The sequence below is a fragment of the Stygiolobus sp. CP859M genome, from assembly GCF_037389975.1.
In the GTDB taxonomy this organism is placed as follows: Archaea; Thermoproteota; Thermoprotei_A; order Sulfolobales; family Sulfolobaceae; genus Stygiolobus.
The window spans coordinates 34258-58531 of the sequence record NZ_JBBHKS010000009.1 but is presented as its reverse complement, the minus strand read 5'-3'; the positions used below and the strand labels follow the sequence as shown (position 1 = coordinate 58531).

The 24274-nt window shown below is 39.9% G+C and carries 27 protein-coding genes; 21 read left to right on the top strand and 6 right to left on the bottom strand.

The genetic code is table 11. The features are described 5' to 3' along the window. Nucleotides 1-17: 17 nt before the first annotated feature. Together WIW72_RS04010 and WIW72_RS04005 are read left to right on the top strand one after the other, a co-directional pair. The gene (locus WIW72_RS04010) at nt 18-905 is read left to right on the top strand and encodes an ABC transporter ATP-binding protein (RefSeq protein ID WP_337699924.1); all 888 of its coding nucleotides are present in this window, start codon (nt 18-20) and stop codon (nt 903-905) included. Then, the gene (locus WIW72_RS04005; RefSeq protein ID WP_337699926.1) at nt 898-1731 is read left to right on the top strand and encodes an ABC transporter permease; all 834 of its coding nucleotides are present in this window, start codon (nt 898-900) and stop codon (nt 1729-1731) included. Before WIW72_RS04010 ends, WIW72_RS04005 begins: the two co-directional genes overlap by 8 nt. Before the next feature lie 65 nt (nt 1732-1796). Here WIW72_RS04005 and WIW72_RS04000 read toward each other — a convergent pair whose 3' ends face one another. Further along, nucleotides 1797-2654 (bottom strand): dihydrodipicolinate synthase family protein, encoded by an 858-nt coding sequence (locus WIW72_RS04000; protein WP_337699928.1) that lies wholly within the window; start codon nt 2652-2654, stop codon nt 1797-1799. Nucleotides 2655-2703: 49 nt separating this feature from the next. On the opposite strand from WIW72_RS04000, the gene WIW72_RS03995 reads away from it, so the two are divergent. Then, nucleotides 2704-3111 (top strand): metal-dependent transcriptional regulator, encoded by a 408-nt coding sequence (locus WIW72_RS03995; RefSeq protein WP_337700069.1) that lies wholly within the window; start codon nt 2704-2706, stop codon nt 3109-3111. On the opposite strand, the gene WIW72_RS03990 is transcribed toward WIW72_RS03995, so the two are convergent. From WIW72_RS03990 to WIW72_RS03980, 3 genes are read right to left on the bottom strand one after another with little or no spacing between them, the layout of a single operon-like run. Further along, nucleotides 3108-3335, bottom strand: a complete 228-nt coding sequence (locus WIW72_RS03990; RefSeq protein WP_337709096.1) for a hypothetical protein — start codon at nt 3333-3335, stop codon at nt 3108-3110. The genes WIW72_RS03995 and WIW72_RS03990 overlap by 4 nt on opposite strands. A gap of 9 nt (nt 3336-3344) precedes the next feature. After that, the gene (gene priX, locus WIW72_RS03985) at nt 3345-3812 is read right to left on the bottom strand and encodes a DNA primase noncatalytic subunit PriX (RefSeq protein WP_337699931.1); all 468 of its coding nucleotides are present in this window, start codon (nt 3810-3812) and stop codon (nt 3345-3347) included. Further along, a complete protein-coding gene (locus tag WIW72_RS03980; RefSeq protein ID WP_337699932.1) occupies nt 3799-4752 on the bottom strand; it encodes a TIGR00269 family protein in 954 nt (317 codons plus the stop codon). The genes priX and WIW72_RS03980 overlap by 14 nt, the downstream gene beginning before the upstream one ends. A gap of 52 nt (nt 4753-4804) precedes the next feature. Between WIW72_RS03980 and WIW72_RS03975 the strand changes: the two genes are divergently transcribed. After that, nucleotides 4805-5482, top strand: a complete 678-nt coding sequence (locus tag WIW72_RS03975; protein ID WP_337699934.1) for a hypothetical protein — start codon at nt 4805-4807, stop codon at nt 5480-5482. A gap of 70 nt (nt 5483-5552) precedes the next feature. Here the strand turns inward: WIW72_RS03975 and WIW72_RS03970 are convergent, their stop codons facing one another. Then, nucleotides 5553-7055: an APC family permease gene (locus WIW72_RS03970; RefSeq protein ID WP_337699936.1), complete on the bottom strand. Its 1503-nt coding sequence runs from the start codon at nt 7053-7055 to the stop codon at nt 5553-5555. A gap of 145 nt (nt 7056-7200) precedes the next feature. Between WIW72_RS03970 and cutA the strand changes: the two genes are divergently transcribed. From cutA to WIW72_RS03915, 11 genes are all read left to right on the top strand, one after another. Further along, the gene (cutA, locus tag WIW72_RS03965) at nt 7201-9390 is read left to right on the top strand and encodes a glyceraldehyde dehydrogenase subunit alpha (RefSeq protein ID WP_337699938.1); all 2190 of its coding nucleotides are present in this window, start codon (nt 7201-7203) and stop codon (nt 9388-9390) included. A gap of 68 nt (nt 9391-9458) precedes the next feature. Beyond that, nucleotides 9459-10688: an NAD(P)/FAD-dependent oxidoreductase gene (locus WIW72_RS03960; RefSeq protein ID WP_337699940.1), complete on the top strand. Its 1230-nt coding sequence runs from the start codon at nt 9459-9461 to the stop codon at nt 10686-10688. A 2-nt stretch (nt 10689-10690) separates the two neighbouring features. After that, nucleotides 10691-11542, top strand: a complete 852-nt coding sequence (locus tag WIW72_RS03955; RefSeq protein ID WP_337699942.1) for a DUF1641 domain-containing protein — start codon at nt 10691-10693, stop codon at nt 11540-11542. A 43-nt stretch (nt 11543-11585) separates the two neighbouring features. Continuing rightward, nucleotides 11586-12110, top strand: a complete 525-nt coding sequence (locus tag WIW72_RS03950; RefSeq protein ID WP_337699943.1) for a DUF1286 domain-containing protein — start codon at nt 11586-11588, stop codon at nt 12108-12110. A gap of 137 nt (nt 12111-12247) precedes the next feature. Next, nucleotides 12248-13840, top strand: a complete 1593-nt coding sequence (locus WIW72_RS03945; RefSeq protein ID WP_337699944.1) for a tetratricopeptide repeat protein — start codon at nt 12248-12250, stop codon at nt 13838-13840. A 36-nt stretch (nt 13841-13876) separates the two neighbouring features. After that, nucleotides 13877-15625 carry a molybdopterin-dependent oxidoreductase gene (locus tag WIW72_RS03940; protein WP_337699945.1) on the top strand — a complete coding sequence of 583 codons (1749 nt, stop codon included), beginning with the start codon at nt 13877-13879 and terminating at the stop codon, nt 15623-15625. 100 nt (nt 15626-15725) lie between these two features. After that, nucleotides 15726-15923: a Sul7d family chromatin protein gene (sul7d, locus tag WIW72_RS03935; RefSeq protein ID WP_156007647.1), complete on the top strand. Its 198-nt coding sequence runs from the start codon at nt 15726-15728 to the stop codon at nt 15921-15923. Between the two features lie 149 nt (nt 15924-16072). Then, nucleotides 16073-16801: an electron transfer flavoprotein subunit beta/FixA family protein gene (locus WIW72_RS03930; protein WP_337699946.1), complete on the top strand. Its 729-nt coding sequence runs from the start codon at nt 16073-16075 to the stop codon at nt 16799-16801. Then, the gene (locus WIW72_RS03925) at nt 16798-17649 is read left to right on the top strand and encodes an electron transfer flavoprotein subunit alpha/FixB family protein (RefSeq protein ID WP_337721232.1); all 852 of its coding nucleotides are present in this window, start codon (nt 16798-16800) and stop codon (nt 17647-17649) included. The genes WIW72_RS03930 and WIW72_RS03925 overlap by 4 nt, the downstream gene beginning before the upstream one ends. Next, entirely contained in the window at nt 17646-18860 is a 1215-nt protein-coding gene (locus WIW72_RS03920) for an FAD-dependent oxidoreductase (protein ID WP_337699949.1), read from the top strand. Before WIW72_RS03925 ends, WIW72_RS03920 begins: the two co-directional genes overlap by 4 nt. After that, entirely contained in the window at nt 18857-19126 is a 270-nt protein-coding gene (locus WIW72_RS03915) for a ferredoxin family protein (RefSeq protein ID WP_337699950.1), read from the top strand. Before WIW72_RS03920 ends, WIW72_RS03915 begins: the two co-directional genes overlap by 4 nt. Before the next feature lie 199 nt (nt 19127-19325). Here the strand turns inward: WIW72_RS03915 and WIW72_RS03910 are convergent, their stop codons facing one another. Further along, a complete protein-coding gene (locus WIW72_RS03910; RefSeq protein ID WP_337699952.1) occupies nt 19326-19733 on the bottom strand; it encodes a rhodanese-like domain-containing protein in 408 nt (135 codons plus the stop codon). Nucleotides 19734-19924: 191 nt separating this feature from the next. Here WIW72_RS03910 and WIW72_RS03905 point away from each other — a divergent pair, with 191 nt between their 5' ends. From WIW72_RS03905 to WIW72_RS03880, 6 genes are all read left to right on the top strand, one after another. Then, on the top strand, nt 19925-20158 hold the full coding sequence (locus tag WIW72_RS03905; RefSeq protein WP_156004804.1) for a sulfurtransferase TusA family protein: 234 nt from the start codon (nt 19925-19927) through the stop codon (nt 20156-20158). Nucleotides 20159-20163: 5 nt separating this feature from the next. Continuing rightward, entirely contained in the window at nt 20164-21318 is a 1155-nt protein-coding gene (locus tag WIW72_RS03900) for an NAD(P)/FAD-dependent oxidoreductase (protein ID WP_337699954.1), read from the top strand. Between the two features lie 5 nt (nt 21319-21323). Then, on the top strand, nt 21324-21701 hold the full coding sequence (locus WIW72_RS03895; protein WP_337700071.1) for a DsrE family protein: 378 nt from the start codon (nt 21324-21326) through the stop codon (nt 21699-21701). 12 nt (nt 21702-21713) lie between these two features. Next, the gene (locus WIW72_RS03890; RefSeq protein WP_337699955.1) at nt 21714-22610 is read left to right on the top strand and encodes a DUF1641 domain-containing protein; all 897 of its coding nucleotides are present in this window, start codon (nt 21714-21716) and stop codon (nt 22608-22610) included. A 101-nt stretch (nt 22611-22711) separates the two neighbouring features. After that, nucleotides 22712-24100 carry a SelD-related putative sulfur metabolism protein gene (locus WIW72_RS03885; RefSeq protein ID WP_337721237.1) on the top strand — a complete coding sequence of 463 codons (1389 nt, stop codon included), beginning with the start codon at nt 22712-22714 and terminating at the stop codon, nt 24098-24100. Between the two features lie 33 nt (nt 24101-24133). After that, the gene (locus WIW72_RS03880; protein WP_337699959.1) at nt 24134-24274 is read left to right on the top strand and encodes a zinc ribbon domain-containing protein; all 141 of its coding nucleotides are present in this window, start codon (nt 24134-24136) and stop codon (nt 24272-24274) included.

The following is a 24274-nucleotide window of genomic DNA, read 5'->3' as shown; positions in this document are numbered from 1 at the left end:
AAGTTGGAATAAGTCAAATGATAACGATTGATAAGCTTAAAAAGAAGTACGGAAGTAAAGTAGCTTTGAACGGAGTCTCTCTGGAAGTTAAAAAGGGAGAGTTTGTTTCGGTTTTAGGTCCTAATGGGGCGGGAAAGACTACTATGATCAGGTGTACATTAGCATTAATGTTTCCAGACGGAGGTAGTGTGGAGATATTAGGGAAAAATCCCTTTAAGGACAAGTCTGTATTTCGTGAGATAGGATATGTTCAAGAGCTACCAAACCTTCCTCCTTTTTTAACCGGCAGACAAGTGTTGAAGCTTTCAGCCAAAATGAAGGGAGCGAGTAAGGATGAAGTTGATGAACTTCTAGAACTTGTGGGCACGAAGGAATTTGCGGACAGACAAATAGCTAAGTACAGTAAGGGGATGACGCAAAGGATTGCTATTGCTGAAGCCCTTTTAGGCGAACCTCAAGTTCTAATTATGGACGAGCCAAATATTGGAGTAGACCCCATCTTTTCCCTTCACATCAGGGAGACCTTTGACAAATTGAAGAAGAAAGGAACTTCAATCTTAATGACCTCTCATGAAATGGAGGATGTGAAAAAACTCTCTGATAAAGTAGTTCTAATATATCGAGGCAACAAGGTATTCGAAGGTAATGTTGAGGAACTAGTAAAGAAGTTTTTGGGCATAGTTGTCGTGATAGAGGCAGACCAAAGAGCTGAGGAAGTACTAAAAGGTTTTGACTTCGTGAAGAAGGTCGAAAGTGACGGTAGTGGTAAGTATTATGTCACATTGTCTGAAGACAAAAGAGAGGAGCTACTTAGGGAATTAGTCTTTCAGGGAGTAAAAGTTAGATCCTTCTACTTAGACGTTGACATAGAGAAGGCATATGAGAGGGCGATAAACAATGTTTAACATTCTGCTTTACGAGTGGAGGAGGGCTATAGCACGTAAGAAGGTGATAGTTCTTGTCTTAGTATCACTCTTTTTCGAGATAGCAGTGTATTTAGCACTATATCTAGTCCCGTCTAAGGCAGTTAGGGTAATCCTCATACCGCTTTACCCTTACATGTGGTCTGTGGGAGTCCTCCTCCCTCAGAGTTTACTCCTCCACTTCTTGGCAATCTCTATAGCATCCGGTTCAATGTCAGAGGAATATGAGCAGGGGACGATCGATTTCTTCTTAACAAAGCCCGTCACGAGGATTAGGTTTTACGCCGAAAAGTGGCTTGGTTCCTTTACTCTTCTCTCTATGATCTACGGGTTAATGGTAGTCCTTTCTCTGGTCTTCTCTTTTTGGCTTTTCGGTGCCCAGACAGACCTAATTGACTTGCCCAAGATAACGGGCCTAGTCCTTGTGTCATCGTTAGTCTTCTTCTCTATAGCCTTCTCTATGGGGGAGATATTAAGGAGAAGCAGTCTCTCTTTCATAATCTCTAGCTCTCTACTGATAGGTTCTGTCCTAGTTTCTAACATACTCATATTCATAGGCAGCTTCACACATACTACCACATATATGTCCGTTGCCCTAGCACTGCCGTCTTGGGGTGCTACTCAGTTACCATTTCTACCATTAGCTAACTCACAGTTTAATCTTTTCATTAAAGCTCTAGATTTATTTCCATTGACCGTAGGTAGTATTCAGGACGCTGTAATGTCCGTATTCCTATATACTGTCGTACCCCTGATCATGTCCTTATATTCTTTCACCGTAAGGGACGTACCGAAAAAAGTGAGCTGAAAAAAGAAGTTATGACTTTCAGCCGGGGATAATATGAAATCACCAAATCATCACATCGACCTTCATCACAAGTTTAACTCCTTAAGAGTGGCGTAAATAACGGAATTCTGTTCCATCTTTTCCTCAAGAGGCTTTCTGACTGTACCAACATATATTCCCCTATATTTTAACGCTACCTTTACACCCGCAGGATAATCTCCATCACTAATGGCTCTGGTAAGCATAGTTACGGCTCTCTGGGCTTCTAACGCTTCCTTACAATTACCTTCCTTTAGTAGTTTAAATAGTTTCAATACTAACTCTGGTGCGACGTTTGCAGTAGCTGATATCGCACCGTCAGCTCCTGACATCACTGCATAGTATATCAATTCGTCGTTACCTATAGTTACGTAGAATGGATTTCCTTCTTGCTTTAGCTCTACATACCGTTGTAGTAACGGAAGTTTTTCCGTAGTTAATTTAACTCCGTCTATAATTCCCTCGCTTACTAACCTCCTCACTAAATCTAACTCTATATATGCCCTTCCATCATAATTGTACAAGTAAAGAGGTATTCCAAACTTCGAGAGCGATTCAAAGTAACCTATAATCCCCTTCTCTGAGGGTTTATGATATATCGGAGGTAAAGAGGCTATCCCATCAGCTCCCACTTCAACAGCTAGTTTAGCTAACTTAAGAGCGTTTAAAGTGGAGTTTTCTGTTACATTTATTATAACCTTCAAGTTAGTGGATAGTCTCAGTGCCTTTATAAATTTCTCTTTTTCTTCCATACTTAACATGTTAAATTCCCCTGTAGTTCCTAAAGCGAACACAGTCTGTATTCCATTTCTCTTTAGGAAATCTAGGTAATTTTTCAATGAGTTCTCGTCTAGTCCTTCATCTTGTGCAAATGGTGTTATTATTGCAGGTATAATTCCTTCCACGAAGTGTTTAATCGTATAATAGTTTAAATATTTAGTTAGGAATTAATTGATTGTGAGTATCTCAAGAAGAGAGCTCTCGTACCTCCTTGTCATTAAGAAGTATAATGACCAAGGACAACTTGCTAAGTTAAGTTGGATAGCAAAACAGCTAAGCATATCTCCAGCAAGTGCTTACGAGGAGCTGGAGCATTTAGAAGGTAAGGGCTATATAAAGAAGACTAGAAGTGGGATAGAAATAACAAGTGAGGGTAGGAAAGCCATAGATAATTTAATAAAAGCACATAGGGTTATAGAGTCCTTATTGGTGGAGATAGGATTTTCTCCTGATGATGCTTGTAAGTACTCTACGCAGTTCGACTTCGCAGTCCCCGAGGAAATTATTGAAAAACTCCACAAGTACCTTGGAGAACCTAAAAAATGTCCTCATGGAGAAGTAATTCCCTTAACTAATTCTTAACCAAATATGAATTTTCCCCATTTATACCTGAATAGAGCTCCTATTATTAAGAATATTACAGCTATCGGTACTACTATGTAAGGAACGAGTTGCCAACCTGGAACTCTCTCTAGTACATTAGCTACCCATATAGTCAATACAAGAAATACTGCAAGGGGACCAAGAACTACAAACCAAGTGATTGCGCTCCACTTCTTGCTCATAAAAGTGTCATCTAACTTCACAGTATAAATTCATTCGTTTAAAATTTTTGTAATTATTTCGTACATCTCTTTATCTTTTTCCTCGATCCTCTTTAGTGACCATGGGAGTAATTTCTTGGTCTTTACTCCCCGTACGACGGATTTTAACCAAGATTCATAGACTTTGCCTCCGCTCTTAGAGTAAAACTCCTCTAACCGTTCTACAGCTTCGTTCTCATCCAGACCTTTAACGTTTACCAAATACCGGCTAGCTACGTAAAGTATAAACCTTTTTCTACAGTCAGGCATACCTTTTTCCAGGACTTTTTCTATCCACTGGTAGTTCACCTTCCTCCTTCTCGGAGGAAAGAGACCCTCTACTTCAAATAGAATTTCTCCTTTCTCGTTGTACACTTTGGAGTACTTACCATCAAATACAACGTAACCCGCATAAGAACCATCTGGGTAATTCAGCGTGTATCTTATGACTTTGCTCTTTTCGTCCTCACCTTGCTTCATTCAGTACCCCCATTGAAATTCTGGCAGCACAGAACGAACAGATCTCCCTTCCTTTAGAGGTTGGTCTACCGCAGATTTTACACCTTGATATATCTTCTTCTTTTACGTATTCCTTTTCAAGGGGGCCTTGAATCTTGTTCACAAAGTTTTGAACTAACATCATCATGAAACCCGGGATTTCGTCCTCTAACTCTTCTAATTTCCTCCTTATCTTGTCCTGCGTCGCTCCGCCTACCCTAAAGGTATGTGGGCACGAATCGTATAGGAACGGGATTCTATTAATGATGGCGTAAGTCAGTACTTCCTTTTCATATATTAGAAAAAGTGGTTTGATCTTTTTCACTTTGTAACCCTTCTTAGGCTGAGAGACCGGCTTTAACCTAGAAAGGTCTAGCACGTCTCCACTAAAATAACCGGTTAGTATAAACTGAGCCATGTCGTTTAAGTTGTGTCCAGTTGCAATTGCGTCTAACCCTTCCCTTTCAGCTATATCGTTTAATGTGTACCTTTTGACTAACCCACACGTACTGCACACTGGTCTCTTAATTTTTTTCTTAGCCTCGTCTATGGTGAAACCGTATTCGTCTTTTATCCTGATCACTTTATACTTGACTCCCAACATTTCGAAGTTTTTCACTGCAAACTCACTACTTTTGGTAGAGTATGCCTTTCCCATGTCTATTCCGAGATCGATGTTTATTCCGACTAATTCAAAGCCATAAATCTTTGACAGCTTATACATTAAATGAAGTAGGGTAGTGCTATCCTTACCCCCTGATACAGCTACTCCTACTCTTTCTATTCCATCTAACATGTGATATTTTTTGATTATCCTCTCAAATCTGTGTTCGAGCCACTCTGAGAAGTGTATTTTACATAGAGCTATGTTAGCGTAAGGTATTTTTATAATAGCCTTCTCATCGCACTTAGCACATTTCATAATCCTAATTTTAGCATTAAAACATATAAACCAGACTGTAAAGCATAAACTAATGCAAATTCTAGTGGAAGTTCATCCTAAGCATAAGTTGGAAAAGTTGATGAAAATAATATCACAATTGGAGTCCTTTGATGGGTTTAACATTCCAGACTCACCTTTAGGGATGCCTTCACCCTTGCCCTCAGTAGTTGGGACGCTCATCAGGTATAATTTTGAGGACAAGAGGGTTATAATAAACCAAAGGACCTTAGACACTAACGAGCTTTTTCTCCACTCTCTATCTATAACGAGCAAAATGATGAACTTCGATATAACATTCACTAGAGGAGATAGGCCTAAAATAGGCAGGGAAGTCGGTTATGTTGCACCTGAAGAAGCGGTCAAGATTGCTAAGGAGTATGGAGTAAACGCAGGGTTGATGATCAGCATGAGAAAGAGCAGAGATGAAATCGAGAACAGGTTAAAGGTCACGAATGCCGATTTCTATTTGGTTTTAAGGCTAGAAGACCCCGACCAGCTCGATAGGCTTAATACATCTGTCCTAATCCCTTACGTAATAGTGAAAACCGAGAAGAATAAGGAGTTGGCTAAAGTCCTTAACCAGCCCACAGTTGATGTTGACAAGGCGCAAGACTTCATACAAGCTTTAAAGAGAAAGGGTGTTGTAGGGGTTTTATTGTCAGCCTTAGGAGACTATGATGCTTTATTACAACTTCAGAAGAAGATCTAAAAAACAAAGGAAAGAGAAAGGGAGAGAATAGGTTAAAGGGTAAAAAAGTGATTTTAAAACCTAAACCTCCTTACTCGGGAGGTATCTCCTTATATACTAGGTTTAAGTCCACTCCTTTACTCTTGTTATGCATGTAAGAAACTGCGTATACTATAGCTGATCCTATAAGAGTCCCCAGAACGAAAACTAAAGTGATGAAGTCAACTCCAGTACTTGTCATAAACCCAAAGTCAGGGTTTGTACCAGATACATAGGTTAAGTACGCGAAATAGCCTATAGAGACCACTGACGCAGGGATTAATATACTTACTTTATTTTTAATACCGTGTATTAACCCAGCTATTGAAACTACGAGGAAGTATAATGCACCTAATATAGTTGCACCATATAAAGATACAGCATTAGAAGAACCTAAGAAGAATATTACGGCTAAGAACATTGTGACTAATCCTAAATCTAGTAAGTGTGTGTAAACCGGACTTCCGTTCTTGCTCACCGAAGCAAATATCGAGGGAAGCACTCTGTCAAAAGCCATTGCGAACATATATCTAGAGAAGACTACTACACCGTAAGCTAATATGAAGAACTCCCAAGCTATTAGTCCCAGTCCTATTATCCATTCTAAAACTACGTTATTAGTAAGACCTATAGCAACGTTCCAGAAAGTATAAACGAACCCGTTCTGCATATATTCTGCAGTTGTAAATCCGTAACCACCCACATAATACATTAACCCGTAACCTGCCTGAACTATGATGAAAGTGAGGATAAGGCTTATGAACACGTTGTATTTTAATGCATCCTTTCCTTTTATTTCAGCAGCTACAGCTGGACCTGCTTGCATCCACGGGAAGGTATAAAGTGCCAAGAAAGGTAACATGAATAAGGTCGCATTCCAGTCGAAAGAGGGTCCGTTATAAGTCACATAAGTGATATTTAATGCTTTGAGAACTGGCTGTATCTTTATGGAGAAGTCTCCCGCATTCACAGCTAAAACTCCCATAGCAAGGATCGTAGTAAAAAGAGAGAACAGACCTAAAATTGTTATTAATGAATAACCCCATTTTGCCTCAATAATATTTATAGCAATTATTACTGCCATTACAGCAAAAGCGAGTATAAAGGAAGGTATTGGCGAGGCTAAGTAATTACCTAGGTTTACCATTGATGTCTGTCCGTTTAAGCTACCTATTTCGTTAAGAACTGACTGAATTGCTGACGATGCAAAAAATGCCGTTAGAGCGAAATATGCTACGGACTCAATCATTAGAGACAACGCCATAATGACTCCTATACTTCCGTGTAGGGTTCGTGAGATCCATACGTAATCTCCACCCGTCCTTGGTACTTTTCTTATAAAGTAAGTATATATGAGAGCTTGAGGGATCGCTAGGATAAAACCGATTAGTGTAGCCACGAGCAAGTTAGAACCAGGCTGAACATAAGGTGTAATTGAACTATAAAGGGCTAGACCCGCAGACATGTTCCCGACGTTTAGCATAACGACGTCTAACATATTCACTTGTTTAATTAGACCAGAAGACTCCCTTACAAAAACGTTGCTTTTCTCCATTTAGTATCCGTTTTGAACTATTGCGCGTACTATCTAATAAAGTTTACATTATTTATGTAAAGTAACTCAGAATCATTTACTTTTTGAATTTACTTGGTCAAGTAAAAACCCAAAACTTAAATAAAATTTTAGTCTAAGTAAGCATGTGTACGTTGGACAAAGAATAAAAAGGAAAGAAGACTTGAAGTTAATAACTGGGACCGGAAGATACGTTGACGACATACAATTAAACGGCATACTCTACGTAGCTGTTTTAAGGAGCACAGTACCTCACGCAAAACTGAAGAATGTAGATTATCAAGAGGCATTAAAGCTACCTGGGGTAATGAACGTTATTACCGGGCTGAATCTACAAGTAGATAACAGGCCCAGAAATTTCCCTATGGCTAAGGACGAAATTATCTTCGTGGGGCAGCCAATAGCTGCCGTTATTGCAACAGACAGATACGCGGCGTATGACGCTCTTGAAGCAATTACTTACGATTATGAGGAATTACCTGCTGTCGTAGACCCTGAAGAAGCAATGAAAAATGAAGTGAAAGCCGTTGAAGGTAGGGATAACATTGCTTATAAGAAAACATACAAAGGAGGAGACCCAGAAAAGGCTTACGAGCAAAGCCAAGTTAAGATCGAGGAAAAAATTTACATATCCAGAGTTTATCCCGCAGCAATGGAGCCCAGAGGATTAGTAGTTGATTATCAGCAGGATAGACTAACTGTCTATGCCTCAACACAATCACCCCACTTCATGAGGTCGTACTTACTAGCCTCTTTTTCAAGTATGATTAAGGACATTAGAGTAATTCAGGCTGATGTAGGAGGAGCTTTCGGATCGAAGTTATTCCCGTATCCAGAAGATTATATCGCTGTCTATGCCTCACTAATTACGAGAAAGCCCGTAAAGCTAGTCCTCACCAGAAGCGAGGACGTTTTGTCAACTTATCACGCAAGAGGGCAGATACATAAAGTTAAGGTAGGGGCAAACAAAGACGGTAGAATTAACACGGTTATTGATGATGTAATAATTGATTTAGGTGCCGCATGGCACGGTACTTATTTGGCAGATATTGCTGCGACGTTAGTAACCGGTCCTTATGACATTAAAAACGCTTTAGTCAACGTATATGGAGTACTGACGAATAAAGTACCTCTAGACCAGTATAGAGGTGCTGGTAGACCTGAGGCAGCCTTTGTATATGAGAGAATAATGGATATATTGTCCGATGAGCTCGGATTAGACCCTATAGAGATCAGGAAGAAAAACGTTATCCAGTCAACTCCTTATACTAACCCCTTCGGACTGAAATACGACAACGGTAACTATATGAACTTGATATTAAAGGCGGAGAGGTTCTACAGAGAGATGGAACAAGAGGCGGAAAAATTACGAAAAGAAGGTAAAAGAGTAGGGGTAGGTCTATCTTTCTACGTCGAGCAGAATAATTTTGGTCCTTGGGAAAGTGCGTCCGTTAGACTATTAGCTGACGGTAAAGTGGAGGTAATAATTGGGGCCGCTCCCCATGGACAAGGAACCGCTACTGGTATAGCTCAGATAGTAGCCGATGAACTTCAAATAAGTATAGATGACGTGGAAGTTGTTTGGGGCGATACTGACAAGATCTCCAACGCTTTCGGAACTTACGGTAGTAGGAGTTTAACTTTAGCAGGTAATGCTGCATTGCTAGCAGCTAGGAGGCTGAAAGATAACATAATGAAGTTAGCAGCGTCTTTTCTTAAGAGTGATATCGAAGAATTACAATACAAAGACGGCAAGGTATATAATCCTAAGTCCGGCAAGGAAATGACCCTGAAAGAAATAGCCAGAAAAGCAACGGCAAACTTAGGCGGAGTCTGGAGGTATAAGGCGGAGCCAACGCTGGAAGTTACTGCTTCTTTCGGTTTAGACAATTATACTTTCCCATACGGTAGTCATATTGCAATGGTTGAGGTAGATGAAACCGGTAAAGTTAAAGTGTTAAATTACATTGCCCTCGACGATATAGGTTTAGTAGTAAATCCGATGTTAGCTGAGGGACAAGTACACGGGGGAGTTATTCAGGGATTCGGGGAGGCTCTCTTGGAGGAAATAGTATATAATAAGGACGGTAATCCGTTGACTACTAACTTTTCGGAATATGCTATACCAAGTTCAGTTGAGTCCTATAATATGAAGTGGATATACTCAGAGGAAGGTAAGTCTAATGCTCCGCTCCCCGCAAAGGGAATAGGTGAAGGCGCTACTATAGGTGCACCCCCAGCAATAATTAGAGCGTTAGAAAAAGCTGTCGGTAAGAAATTTACAAAAATTCCAGTCAGAATGGAAGAATTGATTTAGTTTTTAAGATTTTTATTAAAAAAACTTTCTCACAAAAATATTTAACCCACGGTTTCACATTGTTAATTATGCCAAAAGTCCTTGTGTTAGGAGCTAGATTTGGTGGATTAACAGCTGCATACACATTAAAGAGATTAGTAGGTAAAGCGGCTGATATAAAAGTGATTAATAAAAGCAGGTTTAGCTACTTTAGACCTGCGTTACCTCACGTATCAGTAAATTATATGGATGTCGAACAATTAAAGATTGACCTAGCTCAAGCACTACCTGAGAAAGGTATTCAGTTCCAAGAGGGAACAGTAACTAAGATAGATGCAAAGAGTAACAAAGTTATTTATAAAACTCCATCTGGAGCTGAAACAGAAGAGGGATATGACTACGTTATAGTTGCATTAGGTGCTCACTTAGCTACAGACTTGGTTAAGGGTTGGGATAAATACGGATACAGCGTTTGTGAACCAGAATATGCTGTAAAGCTTAGAGATAAATTACTAACCTTTGAAGGAGGAAATATTGCAATTGGTTCCGGTTTCTTCTATCAGGGCCACAACCCAGCTCCTAACGTTCCTAAGAATTACGTGCCTAATGCAGATGCAGCATGTGAAGGGCCAGTTTTCGAAATGTCATTAATGCTATCGGGATATCTAAAGAAAAGAGGAGTATGGAACAAGACAAAGATCACAGTTTTCTCACCGGGCGAGTACTTATCAGACCTATCACCAAATTCAAGAAAAGCTGTAGCTGAGATCTACAAATCTATGGGAATCGAGCTAGTTCATAACTTTAAGATAAAGGAGATAAAAGAGCATGAAATAGTAAGCGAGGATGGTAAGACCATACCCTCTGACTTAACCATATTAATTCCACCATACGTCGGAAATCCTGCGTTGAAGAACTCCACACCCGATCTGATTGACGATGAAGGATTTATCCCAACCGATTTAAACATGGTATCCTTAAAGTATGATAATGTATATGCAGTAGGTGATGCAAATTCTCTAACAGTTCCTAAACTAGGCTATTTAGCTGTACAGACGGGAAGAATTGCTGCACAGCATCTGGCTAATAGATTAGGAGTTAGCGTGAAAGTAGACAAATACTATCCTACTATAGTTTGTGTAGCTGATAATCCATATGAGAACTTTGCTGTAGCTGTAAAAGATGATACTTGGTATGGCGGCCAAGTCTCAGAAGCGATACCTTCACCTGCAAACCATTTAAAGAAGGAGTTGTTCACGAAGTACTTCATGTGGACTAAAGGAGATATGGCTCTAGAGAAGTTCTTAGCGAGCTGGTGATGATGTCCGCGGAACTCCAAATGGAATCTCTTCTATCCGATGAGAAACTTTCAGCAATTACAAAATTAGTAGATATTTTATCTACAGCTGAAAATAAGTACGGTCTTCTTTCAGCGATTCAAGGATTTTTATCAGACGAAGAGATGTTAGGAAAGGTACTATCTTCTATCATTAACGATCAGACCCTGGACTTGATGACTAAGTGGAACAATTTAATGAAGTTGGCTGATATGTTTGCTGATGAATCAACAATTGAGAATTTAAATGCTGTACTCGATTTGGTAGGAATTCTCAACAAGACCGGTATATTAGACCCGATAAAGGGACTATTACAAGACGAAGAAACACTCGGTAAAATACTTTCAGCTATAGTTAACGACAGCACTCTTAACGTCATAAGTAATTGGGGTAATATAGTAAAGTTAATGGAGTTCGCCACTAAGGAAGACACACTTACCACCCTCAACGACGTAATAGAGTTGTATAGTAAGATCAAGAAATTAGGGTTGATAGACGTGATTAAAGGAATGCTTGACGATGAGGAGACTATAGGAAAGGTTATGTCAGGGATAGCGAATGACTTTACTTTTAACTTGATGTCTAATTGGAGCGCGATGGTGAAAGACCTATCGAAAATAGACTTAACGAACTTCAAGTATTACACGTTACTAGTTAACGAGACTGGAGAAGCATTAAAGGAGCAGAAGATAATGAAGATAGATCATTGGTGGGACTTACTAAATATGTTTAAAGATCCAGAGGTTAGAGTGGGACTTGGAGTAGTAATAGCGATCTTAAAGCATATAGGAAGATATCACATGCAATACGTAGTAAATGGTAATCATAAACAATAAAAAAGAAAGAATTTTTTATACCTTCTTTTTAAGTTATACCTTTGTGAAACTCCAGACACATTACGTTTTCTCTACGGGTTTACTTACTTTTTTTGGCACTCTCTTGACTCATCACTTTTATACTTCACTCTTTTTTTCAGGAGCGGTTGCTGTATTAGGTAATACGTTAATAGATAGGTTTGGTCATGAAATAAGGAGTGTTTACGGGAGGGAAATAGTCAGGAGGACTCCCCTAACTCACACTCTGCCGAGGAGTGCGGTTTGGGGTTTTATTCCAGCACTAGTACTAACACTACTTTACTATTACGTGTATAACTATCTAAGCAAAGAACTAGTGTTTTTAACTCTAGTTAGTTTGTTGAACGGCCCATCACACATGTTATTGGACGTGTTTACTGAAAGAGGAATATACGTAAAGAGGAACGGGAAGTGGAAAAGATTTGCATTAGCCCACTTCTCTTACGACAACCCTGCAATAAACTGGATTGCAATTCTGTTTGGAATACTGATGTTATTTACTTCCTACTACATAGGAGGTTATAATCACTACTACTATTATCATTATTAGTAGAGAACTCAGCTTAAAGGAATTACTTCATCGTTCCGCTACGGTCGCTCTCATCATTCTCTCTTCATTTTGTGATCAAGTATTTAAGGTCTTACACCTAAATACATATTTTAGCCTTTCTCGATAAGGTGATAGAATTGTCACTTTGGTATAACATTAAGGACTCTGATGTTTATCTTCATAAGGGAATTACATACTATAGCCAAGGGTTGTACGACGATGCCCTTGGAATGTTCGAGATGGCGTTGAAAGTAGATCCAGTAAACGTGGAAGCCCTTAACTACAAAGGTCTATCCTTGATAGGTCTCAGCAGGTACGACGAGGCTCAGAAAGTGTTCGAGGACGCGATTAAGCTCGACCCCCACAACTTGGTTGCCCATCTGGGTTTAGGAGTGGTTTACCTAAATAAGGGTAAGTACGACGAGGCTCTCAAGGAGCTGAATAAGGTCTCTAGAAAGAACCCTAACTCCATTGAGGTACATAACCTCAAAGGGCAAGTATACTACAAGATGGGAAAGTATGAGGCAGCAATAAGGCAATATAATGAAGCTTTAAAGCTCGATCCTAAGAACGCCGCTATTCATTACAATAAGGGCTTGGTGTACTTCGCAATGGGTAATTATAAAAAAGCTATAGAGGAGTTCGATATAGCTGTTACCTTAGAGCCGACTCTCTTCGAAGCGATCAGGAAGCTCGAAGAGGCTAAACAGAAATTATTGCAACAACCTACAAGACCGAGGCAACAGAAGGCTAAGAGGCAGGCTAACGACATTGATTACAGTAAGTGGGTAGGTAGGAAAATTTTCGGTTATAAGGTAGAGGGTATTCTGGGGGAGGGAGGGTTCGGCGTAGTTTTTCTTGTCAGTTATGGTGGGAAGTACTATGCAATGAAAATAAGGAAAATCTCGTATTCCCAAACTACACCAAACGACTTAACACAAATAGCCTTAGACGTATTCCAAGATCTTCAGACGGAGTCCGCTAATCTAATTAACTTATCAAAGAAGTCACCACACCTCGTAGAGATATTTGCTATCTACATAGACTCCAATAAGTTAAGGAACGTTGTTCAAGGCAATTTAAGGGAGTATACTCAGAGCCCCCCAGCAATAGTGATGGAATACATGGAAGGAGGTGACATTAGGGCGGTTGTAAATGACCGTACGGTATATTCTTCCTTGTGGTATAAAGTAGTCGCGTTAATAGGCTATCAGATAGCTAGTGCCTTAGAAGTCGTCCACAAAGAAGGTTATGTACACCTAGACGTTAAACCGGAGAACTTCTTCTTGAGCAAGAAGATAAACTTTACGACCACTCAAGATATCCTTAACCAGTTTATAAACGGTAGTGTAATCGTAAAGTTGGGTGATTTAGGGGCGGCTAAAAAGATAGGGCAGAGGGTGACGGAGATTTCCCCCTTATACGCTCCTCCAGAACAATTCAACGTTAATTCGCTTGCAGACCCAAAGATGGACGTATTCTCCTTAGGAGCATCCTTATACTCTCTATACAAAGGAGTTCACGGTTTTAACCCTCCAGAGATAGCCAACTCAAGCTATCCCGATGTGGTAAGCAAATACTACAATTACTTCAATGGGTTAGTGAACGATTGCAATATGAGGGGTCAAAACTGTAATGCTTTAGAGAGGGTCTTATTATGGTTGGTTCATCCAGACCCGAGGCAAAGACCGAACATGACTACCGTGAAGGAATGGTTAAGCAGAGTTTAACGGCAATTTTTTAAACTTACTCCCACAGTTGTCCTCATGGTAATAGCGTGTACTAGAGACTGTTATGACACTTGTGTTTTCTCTAGTGAAAATTATAAACCCCTTAACATTTTTCCCGTAAACGGTTTTACATGTTCAAGGGGCAGGACAGACCTAAAGAGAAACGAAATCAATAGGGTCTTACATCCTCTAATTGAAGGTAGGGAGGTGGAGTTGAAAGAGGCAGTGAGGAAAGTTGCGGAGATTGTAAAGAACACTCCGAAAGATAAAATACTCCACGTAGACTACGACGGAAATCAGGGTTTGTTGACTTGGTACTTCCCGGCTAGGCTGTGGAATGCTTTAGGTACGCTATCAACCGATTACTCAATATGCTCTAGGGAAGGTCATGAAGCGATAAAGCTTCATTATGGTTCTTCACTAGGTGCACTACCTGAGGACTTCGAAAAGTTCGACTCTGTCGTGTTCTGGGGAAGTGAAGCGGTTTTCTCATTTATTCATGGATGGGCTTTGGTGAGGAATAAGTTTAAGGTTGCTATAGACGTTAGGTTAAGTGAAACAGCGAAAAGAAGTGACAAGAGATATGTGATAAAGCCCTCTAGCGATTCTTTCTTAGCAGTAGGTATACTGAAACATCTCATGAACTATTTGAATTCACTAAACCCTCTGTTAGACGATCCTGAAAAGTTGAGATGGTATGTTGACAACTATACGTGGGCTGAAATCGAAGAAACAACTGGATTGAGCAGAGTTGAAATCAAGGAAATAGCTGAGATTTATGTAGAAAAAAGACCGCTTACCATAATCGGTTTTGCCCTCGGAAGGACATATCATGGTGGTTACGCTATAGCTCTCATTTCGTTAATCCCAGCACTTCTCGGAATACCTTACGGTTTTTACTATTCAAACAGTCAAGGCTTGGGAATTGACTTTGACTATTTGAGGGGTCTGCACTATTCTAGACCGGGGAATATAGTGCCAATGGCTAAGGTAGGAGATTATGTAGAGGAGGGAAAGATAGAGGTTTTGTATGTTTGGAACTCCAATCCGTTACACTCACTGCCTAAGAGTCATAAGATTCTTAAAGCCGTAAAGGAAGGGAGGGTTAAGCTTATCGTACACGATCCCTTTTTGAGCGATACGGCAAAAGTAGCCGATATAGTTATCCCATCGCCCACGTTCCTGGAAAAGCATGATGTAGTATATAGTTATTGGCATAACTTGCTGGTTTATAACGAACCGATAAGACCCGCGAAAGGTATCGACGAAATTAGGTTAATGAGGATGATAGCAAAAGAACTCAGTATTTCTCATCCCCTCATAGAGGAGGACGAGTGGAGTGCTTTGAACTACGCGCTCAGGAATACTGGTGTAACAGTGGATAGGTTGAAGAGGGAAAAGATAGTGAAAGTCGAGGTCAAAAGGGAGGTAAAGAAAGTCAAGGTCGAACCATTACCGGAGCTTGTTAGACCACCTGAAGGTTATTATTTAGTCTTCTCCTCCCACCCCAACTACACAAACAGTCAATTTAAAGAGGTTTATGGGGGTAGAGAACTTGAAGTCTATAACTGCTGTTATGAAGGTTACGGAATACTTGAGGGAAACGACATGAAGGTCGAGGTTAAAATGTTGAAAGACGAGAGTTTACCCAAAGGTATTCTATTTACCTACAAGTCCTTTTTAGTCTCCGACAAGGCGTTGTTAAACGCTATAGTCCCCGCTGATATGAACGATTATGGAGGAACGCCGGTATTAAATGGAAAAGTGAGGCTAATAATGAAATAAATTGTAACGTGTTACTAATGCTATTTGGATTAAATGTAATACCTCATATGTAACGAAAATATTAATAAAAGACAATCTACATAGAGAGGATCGAGAAAAAATGGCAAAGGTAAAGTTCAAGTATAAGGGAGAAGAGAAAGAAGTAGATACTTCAAAGATAAAGAAGGTTTGGAGAGTAGGAAAAATGATATCCTTCACTTATGACGACAACGGAAAGACTGGTAGGGGGGCTGTAAGCGAGAAAGACGCTCCCAAAGAGCTATTAGACATGTTAGCAAAAGCCGAGAAAGGAAAGTAAAAGATTTTAAGATAAACCAAGTAATTTTACATGGCATCTTTTTGTTTTAGTTCTACTATTTCTTAGACTCTAAAAATTTCTTAAATATTCAAAATTATTAACTTATTAACATTAGTCAAACGTATAAGTATTAAAACTAATTTATAATTATGACTACAGTAGTTGCTCTCTTCAAAATTGTGCCAGACGACACCCTGATAAGGATAACGCCTCACGGTATCGACTTAAATGTACCCCTTAAGATCAGTACGTATGATAAAAACGCAATCGAAGAAGCCGTAAGGATAAAAGAAAAGTACGGATTTAAGGCTATAGGCATTACTGCAGGGATCACTGATAGAAAGAGCATAAGGGAAGCCCTAGCTATGGGACTAGACGAAGTGATCTCACTGGAAATGAAGGAAATGGACGTACAGTCCGTTGCTGAAAATGTAGCTGAGCAGATAAAAGGCATTAACTTCAAGTTAGTAATCGGAGGAGAAACCACGACCGATAGTAGTGGAGGTGTACTTATACCTTACTTGGCTTCAGTTTTGGGATACCCTGCGATTACTTACGTGAGATCTCTTACGCTTATCGAAAATAAGGTAAGGGCTGAGAGAAACTTGACATCTTTTTCTCAAATCGTCGAAAGCGACTTACCTGCCATAATCTCGGTGGTAGGAGAGATCAATACACCCAGAATCCCTAGCGTTAAGCAAATTCTCGAATCTCAGAAAAAACCGATAAGGACAGTCCAATGTAACTCGTCTTCTAAGATCAAAATAGTCTCCCTGACCCCTTACGTGATTCAGAGGAAGAAGGTAATCATAGAGGGAAAGATGGAAGAAGCCGTGGAGAAACTCATACAATACTTAAAGGAGGAAAACGCGTTATGACCACAGTAGTATATTCGGAGGACTTAGACTTTATAAAGACAGCATTAAGTATGGTAGGAGAAAAAGTAATAGTCGTCTCTAAGAGCGAGGTAAAACTCGGTGAGGAGAACCACGTTATCGGACAAGAAGCTAAGGAGGAGAAGATAGCGGAGTACATAGTAGGTTTACGACCGGAATTGACAATAACGGGGAGCACTAAAAGAGATAAGACTGTTGCCGGACTTGTTGCTGGTGCTCTAAGAGTACCCATAATTCCGGAGGTGATCGAGCTTTTTGATAATAAGGCTAAGAGGATAGTTTATAGCGGTATGGGTATTGCAGAACTCGAGTTCACCTTACCTATCGTGATAACGGTCATTAAGAAAAACGTGGAAGTGAAAGTAAACCAAAATTGTAAAGTCTTTAAGGCCGACCTACCAGGCACCGAAAAGGTCAGAATTTTGGAGGAAAAACGTAAGGAGGGTGGCAATGTTGATTTGTCAAGTGCTCAGATCATTGTAAGCGTGGGAAGAGGTATAGGCTCTAAGGAAAACATTAAATATGCTGAGGAGTTAGCGAATGCATTAGGAGGGACGTTAGGCGGAAGCAGACCTGTTACAGCTGAGTTAGGGTGGCTCCCCGAAGACAGACAAATAGGCTTGTCTGGACAGAAAGTAAAGCCTAAACTTTACATCGCCTTAGGAATCTCGGGACAGCCTCAACACTTAGCTGGTATAAAGGACGCAAAGGTTATTGTTGCTGTAAATAAAGATAAAAACGCTCCGATCGTAAATAATGCGGACTACATAATCGTCGCGGACGCGGTAGAATTTTGTAAGATACTCACTGAAAAGGTGAGGAACAAATGAGCTTTGACGCCGACTTGATAATTGTGGGTGGAGGGCTCTCGGGTTTATCTGCCGGTATAACTGCTGTAAGGGAGGGACTCAACGTAATCCTTCTTGAGAGAGGGGAATACAGCGGGGCTAAGAACGTGTCTGGAGGAAGAATGTATATTCACTCATTACTTAAGCTTATACCGGACGCTTTGGAGAGGGCTCCCCTAGAAAGACCAATAACTAAGGAAACTTACTACATATTCTGCGAGAATAACCGAAAGATAACGTTTAGTTTTGAGGAAAGAGGTAAAAGGAATAGTTACAGCGTTCTTAGGGCTAAGTTCGATAGATGGTTGGCGAGTGAGGCTGAAAATCTAGGTTTATTAATTTCCTACTCTACCAACGTTTACAACGCCTATAGGGAAGGGGGAGGAATCACATTGGAGACTGACAAAGGTTCATTAAGAGCACCTCTAGTGATTGACGCATCCGGAGTTACGTCAGTAGTGTTCAGGAGTCTGGGTCTAAGGAGGTTTACAGCGGATAAGTGGATGCTAGGAGTTAAGGAGATCGTAAAAGCTGATTTGCAGGAAGGACAAGAGGGAGAGGCAATAACTGTCGTCAATGCAATAAAAGGGGTTAAAGGAGGAGGATTCGTATACACCAATAAGGACACATTATCAATAGGGTTCACAGCGACTTTCGATTCGCTACCGAAAGGCGAAGTTCAGGCTAAAGACCTAATAGAGGCTTTTAGAGAAAGAATGGGAATTAAAGGGGAAGTACTAGAGTATTCAGCTCATGCGATCCCTTATTACGGCTATAATAATCTCCCTCCTTTATATACAAAGAATGTAATCGCCGTAGGCGATGCCGGAGGTTTCCTAATCAATGACGGCTTTACTATTAGGGGTATGGATCTAGCTATAGGCTCTGGTATTATTGCAGGTATTGCCTCTAAGAAGATCGTCGAGAGTAAGACCTACGAGGACACAGAGATTTACTACAAAATGTTAGAGGAGAGTTTCATCTTAAAGCATCTGAGATTAGGTTATAATAGGTTTAGCGTGATAAACTCGTCGTTGTCTATCTATCCTGAAATACTATGTAATGTTCTATCTGACATGTTTACTGTCAGTGAGGAGAGAAGGATGTTGATCACAGACGCTTTAATTAGGCTGAAAGAGAAGGGTGTTTCTCTAGGTAAAGTTGTAGACGACTTGAGGAAGGTGATGTTATGATTCCCTTATTGAAGCGTTTAGGGCTTAACACTTATGATGTAGACAAAACCCCGCATATAGAGGTCGACCAAGAGAAATGTCTCCATTGTAAAGATAAACCTTGTACCTTATCTTGTCCAGCTGGTACATATGAACCGTCACCAGAAGGTGGAATCATAGTACATTACGAGAGATGTTTAGAGTGTGGTGGCGCGTTAGTTATCTGTCCTTATGGTGCTATTAAGTTCAGGTTTCCAAATGGTGGTATAAAGTATAAGTACGGCTGATTTCTAATTAATTGGCTAAACTTTTATCACTTACTTCTAAATTTGATTGTAGAACATCCATTCAATATGAATAACTGAATTTATCAAAATAACTATATATATTAAGCTGTGAAAATGCTTAATATAAATCTTGATAATACACGGGAAAAAATGGTAGAAGGTATGGAAATAATATTTGTTAAAAATACATTCTTAAAATTCAAGAGTTTGTAAGTTCCTCTAGCCATTTCTGCCACTTGACTCCATTTTCATCAATTCCGCTTTCAACCTCGTACCCCATTCCCATCCATCCTGCCATTCCACCTATGACGTAGTATACCTTTCTACCTTTCCATAAGTCTGGCATTCCGTACGTGGCATATCTCGCTCTGTTACCGTGTTCACAAAATACCGCAATCTCTTTGTGGGGGATCTTATGTAACAAAACATCAAGGTAATCCATTGGGACGAGCAAAGCACCAGGGATGTGATGGTCTTCATACTCCATAGGAGTCCTTATATCGAGAATTAGCACTTTGTTTTTCTTCCACATTTTTCTCGCTACGGAAGGGAATACATCAACAATGTGTGGATAATACGGTGATGAATACTCCTCATCGACTCTCATCTTAACTCCACTTTAACTATGTTAAAGTAGCTTAAATTTTTTTATTCTAAATGAATTTTACACAAATTTTCCGTTTTTAATCATTCTTTTTGTTAATTCAAGTGTTAGTTTCTTTTCAAATTACTAAAAATAAGAAGAATTTTAATAAAAACATATATATCCGAAAAATATTTAACAATATAGTGAGGGATATGTCTTCCTACAAAATCCAAAAAAGTCTTGACTTAACCGGAACTTCATGTGCCGGTCCAATAGGGGAACTTTCTGGAGTTATGGATGAAATCGGAGTGGGAGAGGCAGTAGAAGTCATTCTGGGAGATGAAGCAACAAAGAAAGATGTAGTTGCATGGGTAACTAAGAAGGGATACAAGGTAGTAAGTGAAACGAAAGAGGGAAACAAGTTCAAACTAATTATTCAGAAGTGAGGGTCATGAAGAGGATAATTATAGCCGGTGGAGGAATAGCTGGGACAATAGTAGCCAATAGACTGGTTAAAGCATTATCACCGGAAATAGGCAAAGGAGAGGTAGAATTAGTAGTCATAGATAAATCCGATAGGCATGTGTATCAGCCTGGCCAAGTCTTCGTAGGTATGGGTCTGGTAGAACCTACAGAGATAATAAAGAACGAAAGGGATTTACTTGATGATAGGGTTAAGTTCCTTCACGGCGAGAAGGGAGAAATAACCAAGATAGACCCTGCTAATAACACGGTAGTGACAGCTGACGGAGTGAAACACACTTACGACTACTTAGTTATAGCGACTGGCTCTCATTTAAATTGGGACGAAATACCGGGCTTAAGAGAGGCTGAATACACTCCGTGGAGTTATGATGACGCTTTGAAAATGAGGGAAGCCGTCCAGCAATTCCAAGGTGGTACAGTGGTTATTAATGTGGCTAGACTACCACACAAATGTCCCGTAGGACCTCTGGAAATGACTTTAATGTTTGAGGACTGGACGAGGCGGATAGGAATAAGGGACAAGACTAGAATAATCTATACTTACCCAATCCAAGGAGTCTTCGGCATAAAGTCCACAAACGACCTAATGATAAAGATATTCAAAGAGAGAGGAATTGAAATAATATCTCCATTCACGGTAACCAGAGTCGATCCTAAGGAGAAGATAATAGAGTCACAAGAGGGAGAGAAACTTAAGTTCGACTTACTGTTAGGAGTACCACCACACGTAGGTGCTAAAGTAATAGGTGACTCCGGTATCGGTGACAAGAGGAATTGGGTACCGACCGACAAGTTCACTCTGCAAATGAAGGGGTATTCAAATGTCTACGTTATCGGTGATACTACAGATATTCCCATATCAAAGGCTGGTTCTACTGCGGACTTCGAATCCTATGTGGTAACAGCAAACATTGTAAATGACATAAGAGGAATTAAACAGAAGAAGATGTATGATGGTTCAGTATTCTGTTACATTGCTACCGGACTAGATCAAGCGACATACATAAGGTTTAACTATAATAACCCACCGATTCCACCACCACCTTCATATGTCCACTGGTGGGGTAAGATATTATACAATAAGCTATACTGGACAGTAACAGCGAAGGCGATAGTGTGAGCATAATGGCAAAGGTGGGAATAGTTCTTGGAAGTAATGAACTTTCTAAAGTACTTTTTGCCGGGATGTGGAGTGTCATATCAACTAGTATGGGAGATGAAGTAGTGATATTTGCAACAATGGATGCCGTAAAAGCGTTTGTAAAGGAAAACCCAGAAATAAAAATTAGCGATGAAACGTCAAAGAAAGCATCAAATGAAGATTTGATGGGGTTTTACAGAAAGGCTAAGAAGAGCGGTAAATTGAAAGTTTACGCATGCTCTTACGCCAGTAAATTGTTCGGGATAGAGAAAGAGCAGTATAACGACGTCGTTGATGACATTGTAGGGATTACGAGCTTTCAAATGGAAGTTGAAGATGGCCAGATAATATCTGTATGGTGAGGAGAGGGAACCATGCAGGACATTAACTTAGAAAAAGTAATGAGTAAGATAGATGAGAAGAAAGTGGACGAGATTGCAGAACTAATAGACCACCTACCAGCTCTTAATGAGACTCTAAAGGTAGTGACTCAGCTTAAGGAGAGCGGTGCACTGGACACTCTTGTTAACTTATCTTACTCAGCTAAGATGTTAAGGGATATGCTTAACGATGATGCCTTATCTAACGTAGGTACTATGCTGTCTGGAATTCTCGAACTATCGGAGAGCGTCGCCGATAACTACGATAAGTTTAAAGAACTTATGGAAAACTTAGACTCTCTAGCGTATGTTTCTAAGAAACTCCGTGAGCTGAAGGAGAGTGGTACTTTAGATGTAGCACTTAACGGTCTTTACTCGTTGAAGACATTTAAAGACATGGTAAACGACGACGCGTTGGTGAATTTAGGAAACACACTCTCAGCGTTACTTGAGTTCTCAAATGTATTTGCGGAGAATTATAAGGGGATTGCAAATACCCTGAAAAACTGGGATGTTGTAGATAAACTGATGGTTAAATTAAAGGAGTTAGATCAATCTGGAGCTCTTGACGTCGGGCTAAACAGCTTATATGCACTGAAAACGTTAAAGGATATGTTGAACGACGAGGCTTTAGGTAATATAGCATCAACATTATCCTTGACACTAGATTTCTTACCAAAAGGTTTAGAGTTCTTAGAGCACGCTATGGATCCAGTGTTTTATAACATGGTCTCTTCCTTAACTTCAGACGAGGCTAAAAAGATGCTCTCTAATCCACCAAAGATAACACTAGGTGGGTTAATTGCTGCGATGAGGGACGAAGACGTTCAGAGAGGATTAGGTATATTTATTACCATGCTAAAGATATTTGGACGGAATTATAGAGTGTGAGAATTATCTTAAAAACATTATATTATTATAGTAGGATTATTTCTTTTTCTTAGAAGAATTTAAAAGACACGAAAATAATCTTTTTTTCAGTGGTTAGCAAGATGGACATTTTTGTTAAGTTTAGAGAGAATTTAGAGATTTATAAAAGCATGGGTTTAAATCCCTTATCACTGGCGACTGGTTGTGCTGTTAAAGTAGACCTTATAGAGACAGTTTATCCCGCACTTGAAAAACTCAGGAAGGATCTGGAAAAGAGAAACATTTACATACTACCTAGAGAGGACGCAGACATCTTCATTTCGACTGAAAAGATCATACATAGGAGGCTGATAAACGGAGGGGAATTTGATGCAGATAGGGCTATTAGCTTAATTCAAGTTAACCAAGAGACTGCTGGAGACCCAAAAGCTTTTGCTAATTTCCTCTATAACGCATATACCTCGATTAAGACGAACCGAAAATTAACAATCGGTAAAGGGCACTCAATAGTAACTACAAAGATGGACGGTGAGGTAGCGGTATTAGACTTGTTTAGACTCGAGGGCAAGTTAGAAAAATCCTATACGGTAGCTAATAATGATACGATACAGATAGTGGACCCTTTAGATAATCCTGGCTCTCAGACTCAAGTAGACGTAGCGATATCAAACTCGTTGAATGATCTCTTCGCTAAAGGTGTCTTCCAAGACCTCACGGTCATACCGGTTGCAGACGCACCTAATGAAGAACTTAAAGATAAACTGTTAAAGAACTATGAGAACTTCACGCGGAAGTACAACATGGAACTTAAGAACGATGTACAACCCTCCACCAAAACTCTAATGATGGGTGCTACGGTAATAGGAAAAAGTGATCATGAGTTACCTACTTTCTACGACCAAGTAGACGAAAATATGGTCATCGTGACTACTCGGTATTTTGGTGAGCTAACCCCGATAAACGTACACTTGTGGGTTCTGGCAGTCCCTGAACTAGTGGAACTCATGGAAAGCAGGGGGATATCATTCTCGAAACTTGAGGAGGTGAAGATTCAAGCTTTACGAGTAATGTCAAGACCTAATGTCCACGTGGCGAAAATAATTTATAACCACCTACCGGAGTTCGGAAAAGCCTTTTATAAGGAGGACCACATCGCGATGACCACGGATGTTACCGGTCCCGGTATATTTGTTATAAAGGAGTTTGCGGAAAAGGCAAAGGTTAACGTTGAATTGGACTCGATCCCCGTAATAAACCGTGACATATGTGAGTTTGCCACAGAGAACTTCATAATACCCAATTCAACTATAGGGACTAATGGAGCGACAGTAATGTTTGTAAATAAGAAGGTAGCTGATCAACTACTAGACGAATTAGAAAAGGTAGGCGAAAGTCCTCAAGTAATAGGTAGGGTCGTAGGTAAAGGAAATGGTACTGTGACTGTTCCACCGTACATTACAAAGCTAATCAGGAGAGACAGTGTGTTAAAACAATTTAAGATAAAGGAATGACCCTTTTAAACTTTTTACGTAAACCTCTAATTCATGGCCAAGAGGACTTGCCCTAATTGTGGTAACGTAGTGGAAATAAAAGTAGTGAGAGACGGAAACGTGATAACTAAAGTTTGTCCTAATTGTGGTTACGTTTTTATAAGATACCAAGTGAAAACAACTAGCACGGGTTAA

Coding starts and splice junctions, on each gene's coding strand:
- WIW72_RS03910 (WP_337699952.1), bottom strand. CDS start 19,733: ATGAGAGTCGATGAGGAGTATTCATCACCGTATTATCCACACATTGTT.
- WIW72_RS03955 (WP_337699942.1), top strand. CDS start 10,691: ATGTCCGCGGAACTCCAAATGGAATCTCTTCTATCCGATGAGAAACTT.
- WIW72_RS04005 (WP_337699926.1), top strand. CDS start 898: ATGTTTAACATTCTGCTTTACGAGTGGAGGAGGGCTATAGCACGTAAG.
- sul7d (WP_156007647.1), top strand. CDS start 15,726: ATGGCAAAGGTAAAGTTCAAGTATAAGGGAGAAGAGAAAGAAGTAGAT.
- WIW72_RS03885 (WP_337721237.1), top strand. CDS start 22,712: ATGGACATTTTTGTTAAGTTTAGAGAGAATTTAGAGATTTATAAAAGC.
- WIW72_RS03930 (WP_337699946.1), top strand. CDS start 16,073: ATGACTACAGTAGTTGCTCTCTTCAAAATTGTGCCAGACGACACCCTG.
- WIW72_RS03905 (WP_156004804.1), top strand. CDS start 19,925: ATGTCTTCCTACAAAATCCAAAAAAGTCTTGACTTAACCGGAACTTCA.
- WIW72_RS03915 (WP_337699950.1), top strand. CDS start 18,857: ATGATTCCCTTATTGAAGCGTTTAGGGCTTAACACTTATGATGTAGAC.
- WIW72_RS03940 (WP_337699945.1), top strand. CDS start 13,877: ATGGTAATAGCGTGTACTAGAGACTGTTATGACACTTGTGTTTTCTCT.
- WIW72_RS03925 (WP_337721232.1), top strand. CDS start 16,798: ATGACCACAGTAGTATATTCGGAGGACTTAGACTTTATAAAGACAGCA.
- WIW72_RS03890 (WP_337699955.1), top strand. CDS start 21,714: ATGCAGGACATTAACTTAGAAAAAGTAATGAGTAAGATAGATGAGAAG.
- WIW72_RS04010 (WP_337699924.1), top strand. CDS start 18: ATGATAACGATTGATAAGCTTAAAAAGAAGTACGGAAGTAAAGTAGCT.
- priX (WP_337699931.1), bottom strand. CDS start 3,812: ATGAAGCAAGGTGAGGACGAAAAGAGCAAAGTCATAAGATACACGCTG.
- WIW72_RS03920 (WP_337699949.1), top strand. CDS start 17,646: ATGAGCTTTGACGCCGACTTGATAATTGTGGGTGGAGGGCTCTCGGGT.
- WIW72_RS03900 (WP_337699954.1), top strand. CDS start 20,164: ATGAAGAGGATAATTATAGCCGGTGGAGGAATAGCTGGGACAATAGTA.
- WIW72_RS03880 (WP_337699959.1), top strand. CDS start 24,134: ATGGCCAAGAGGACTTGCCCTAATTGTGGTAACGTAGTGGAAATAAAA.
- WIW72_RS03970 (WP_337699936.1), bottom strand. CDS start 7,055: ATGGAGAAAAGCAACGTTTTTGTAAGGGAGTCTTCTGGTCTAATTAAA.
- WIW72_RS03975 (WP_337699934.1), top strand. CDS start 4,805: ATGCAAATTCTAGTGGAAGTTCATCCTAAGCATAAGTTGGAAAAGTTG.
- WIW72_RS03980 (WP_337699932.1), bottom strand. CDS start 4,752: ATGAAATGTGCTAAGTGCGATGAGAAGGCTATTATAAAAATACCTTAC.
- WIW72_RS03960 (WP_337699940.1), top strand. CDS start 9,459: ATGCCAAAAGTCCTTGTGTTAGGAGCTAGATTTGGTGGATTAACAGCT.
- WIW72_RS03895 (WP_337700071.1), top strand. CDS start 21,324: ATGGCAAAGGTGGGAATAGTTCTTGGAAGTAATGAACTTTCTAAAGTA.